The sequence below is a fragment of the Rhodococcus yananensis genome (assembly GCF_020515525.1).
GTDB classification, from domain to species: Bacteria; Actinomycetota; Actinomycetes; order Mycobacteriales; family Mycobacteriaceae; genus Rhodococcus; species Rhodococcus yananensis.
In genome coordinates, this window is sequence record NZ_JAIYEP010000144.1 from 1 (window position 1) to 4,066 (window position 4,066).

General features: G+C 69.0%; 1 protein-coding gene. It reads left to right on the top strand.

Annotated features, from left to right (window positions below; genetic code table 11):
* The coding region (locus LDQ05_RS19360) for a non-ribosomal peptide synthetase (protein WP_226438577.1) at positions 1–4,066 on the top strand (4,066 nt) is incomplete at both ends.

Below are 4,066 nucleotides of genomic sequence, written 5' to 3' on the forward strand. Positions count from 1 at the left end.
GTGGGGTTGGCGGCGCGGCTCGAGTCGCGTGCCGGTGATGGTGGTCGGGTGGCGTTGGTGGCGCAGCCTCGGCCGGAGCGGGTGCCGTTGTCGCCTGCGCAGCAGCGGATGTGGTTCCTGAACCGGTTCGAGCCCGGTTCCGGGAACTACAACGTTCCGGTGGCGCTGCGGCTCACCGGTGCGCTGGACCGCGACGCGCTCGTCGCGGCCATCGGCGACCTGGTGGCGCGACACGAGGTGTTGCGCACCGTGTACCCCGAGTTCGACGGCACGGGTTACCAGCAGGTTCTCGAACCGGACGCGGTATCGGTCGATCCGACTCCGCGGCCCACGTCGGCCGACGAACTCGTCGACGTGCTCCGCGACCTCGGCGCACGCGGATTCGACGTCGCCGCGGAGGTGCCGATCCGGGTGCGGCTGTTGCAGCTGTCCGAGACCGACCACGTGCTCGTGTTCGTGGTCCACCACATCGCAACCGATGGTTTCTCGATGGCACCGCTGACCCGCGACCTGATGGTGGCGTACGCGGCGCGGTCCGGAGGCGAGACACCGGCCTGGGCACCGCTCCCGGTGCAGTACGCCGACTACGCGATCTGGCAGCGCGCCGTCCTGGGTGACGAATCCGACACCGAGTCGGTCCTCGCCCGTCAGATCGACTACTGGCGTACCGCATTGGACGGAGTCCCCGACCAACTGACGTTGCCGGCGGATCGGCCGCGTCCGGCGGTCTTCTCCGGTCGCGGTGCCGTCCACACGTTCATGCTCGATGCGTCGACGCACGCGGCGATCGCAGGCATGGCGACGGGTCACGGTGCCACCCCGTTCATGGTGGTGCACGCTGCGCTCGCCGTCCTCCTCGCCCGGTTGTCCGATTCGACGGATATCGCGATCGGTGCTCCGATCGCGGGTCGCGGTGAGGCAGAACTCGACGACCTCGTCGGTATGTTCGTCAATACTCTCGTGCTCCGGACCGAACTCGACCCCGCCGAGCCGGTCGCCGAGCTGCTCGCTCGGGTCCGCGAGGTCGACCTCGGGGCGTTCGCACACGCGGACATCCCGTTCGAGCAACTCGTCGATGCACTCGATCCGGTCCGTTCGCAGGCACACCACCCGCTCTTCCAGGTGGCCCTGTCGTTCCAGAACCAGACTCCGGCCGCATTGGATCTGCACGGCCTGACCGTGTCCGAGATCGATCTCTCCACGACTGTCGCGAAGTTCGACCAGCAGTGGACCTTCGTCGAGTCCTTCTCGGAATCAGGTGAACCCGAAGGCATCTCGGTTCAGGTCATCTATGCGACCGATCTGTTCGACGATGCGACGATCGCCGGTTTCGGGCAGCGTTTCGTCCGCATCCTGCGGTCGGCGTTGGCCGACCCACAGCTCGCTGTCGGCGACACCGCCTTCCTCGACGACGTCGAGTTCGCCGAGCTCACCCGCCGTCGCGCACCGAGCGGAGTGGAACCGCGCCCGCTCGCGGATCTGCTCGCGCAGGCCGCGGCACGTGCCCCGCACCGCGACGCGGTGCGTTGCGAGGGACGATCGGTGACCTACCGGCAGATCGACGAACGGTCGTCGAGACTCGCCCGCGTCCTGATCGAGCGTGGCGTCGGCCCCGAGGACCGGGTCGCGGTGTCGATTCCACGTTCGATCGAATCGGTCCTGGTGGTGTGGGCCGTCGCGAAGACCGGAGCCGCGTTCGTTCCGGTCGACCCCACCTACCCGGCCGACCGTATCGCTCACATGGTCACCGACTCCGGCGTCCGGTTCGGTCTGACCCTGGAACGGGAGATCGCCGCACTACCCGACACCGTCGAGTGGCTCGCGATCGACGGCGACCGCTGCGAGGCGCTCACCTCCGGCATGTCGTCGGCGCCCGTCACCGCGGCCGAACGGATCCGCCCGCTGCGTGCGGAACACCCCGCGTGGGTGATCTACACGTCCGGTACCACGGGGCTCCCCAAGGGAGTCGTCGCGACGAACGCCGGTCTCGCCGGTTTCAGCGCGGCCCAGGCCCACCACTACCGCACCACAGCGGAGTCCCGGACGCTGCACTTCGCGTCGCCGAGCTTCGACGCGTCGATGCTGGAACTCTTCCTCGCCACGGAGACTTCCGCGACGATGGTGGTCGTGCCACCGGGCATCTACGGTGGCGCCGAACTCGCCGAGGTCTTGCGGGTCGAACGTGTCACCCACATGTTCATCACCCCGGTCGCCCTCGCGACGATGGATCCGTCCGGGCTCGTCGATCTGCACACCGTGGCCGTCGGCGGCGAGGCGTACTCGCCGGAACTGATGGCGAAGTGGGCGGTGGCACCCGAGGGCGGCGAGCGGGTCTTCCTCAACGTGTACGGTCCGACCGAGACGACGATCGTCACGAACTCGAGCGTGCCGCTGCACCCCGGAGATCGCCTGACGATCGGTACGACGATCGGCGACACCACCGCCCTCGTCCTCGACGCACGGCTCCGGCCCGTCCCGGTCGGTGTCGCCGGTGACCTCTACCTGTCGGGCCCGCAGGTCACACGTGGCTACCACGCGCGACCGGGCTTGACATCGGATCGGTTCGTGGCCCGCCCGTTCGGTGAGCCAGGCGTCCGCATGTACCGGACCGGCGATGTCGTCCGGTGGACGTCCGAGGGCTACATCGAGTACGTGGGCCGCTCCGACTTCCAGGTCAAGATCCGCGGATTCCGCATCGAACTCGGTGAGATCGACGCTGCGCTGACGGCACATCCGGCGGTCGAGTTCGCGGCGACCATGGGACGCCCGCTGCCGTCCGGTGCCACGGCACTGGTCTCCTATGTCGTTCCGACCGCCGGCCGCACCGTGGACCCCGTCGACCTCGCCGAGTTCGCCGGACGATCGTTGGCGGCCCACATGGTGCCGGCATCGATCATGGTTCTCGACAGCGTGCCGCTGACGCCCGGCGGCAAGCTCGATCGTCGTGCTCTCCCGGAACCGGTCTTCGAAGCGCAGGAGTTCCGCGCTCCGGCATCCGAGACCGAACAGGTCATCGCTGAGGTGGTCGCGGAGGTCCTCGGTCTCGATCGGGTCGGCCTCGACGATTCGTTCTTCGCGCTGGGCGGCGACTCGATCATGTCGATCCAGCTCGTGTCGCGGGCGAAGGCGCGCGGCGTCGTGTTCACCCCGCGGGACGTCTTCGAACAGAAGACCGTTGCGGCTCTCGCCCGGATCGCGGCGACCGGCGACGACGTGGACACACAGGTGCAGCTCGCCGAACTCGACGGCGGGGGGATCGGCTGGATGCCGCTCACCCCGATCGCCCGGTTCATGGTGGAGCGACCGGGCCGGTTCGACCGGTTCACCCAGAACTCGGTGCTCGAGATCCCGGCCGGGGCCGACCCCGTCGCGGTCTCGCGCACCCTCACCGCGGTGATCGACCGACACGATGCACTGCGGTCGACGCTGGTCTTCGACGATCGCGGCTGGGGATTGTCCGTCGCCGAGCCGGGCACGGTCGATGTGGGGTCCCTGCTCACCCGCGTCGAAGTCGACCCCGGCGTCGACCACGACACGATGATCGGGATCGCGAGCGACGCGCTCGACGATGCGCTGGGGCGGTTGCGTCCGGCCGACGGCGTCGTGGTCCGCTTCGTGTGGCTCGACTTCGGCCCGACCAGGACCGGCCGCATGATCATCGCCGCGCACCACCTCGTCGTGGACGGGGTGTCGTGGCGAATCCTCGTGCCGGACTTCGTATCCGCGTGGGCACAGATCGCCGAGGGACGCGAACCCGCGCTGCCCGAGGTCGGAACGTCGCTGCGGCGCTGGGCGCATGCCCTCGCGGACGAGGCGGTTGCGCCCGCCCGCGTCGCCGAACTCGACCACTGGACGACGGTGCTGGGCACCGACGACCCGATCCTCGGCTCGCGCGCGTTCGATCCTCGGATCGACACCGCCTCCACCGTCGACCGTGTCCACGTGTCGGTGCCCGCCGATGTGACCGATGTGTTGTTGACGTCGTTGCCGGGGGTGTTCCGCGGTGGTGTCAACGACGGGTTGTTGGCGGCGTTGGCGTTGGCGGTGGCGCGGTGGCGTCGGGATC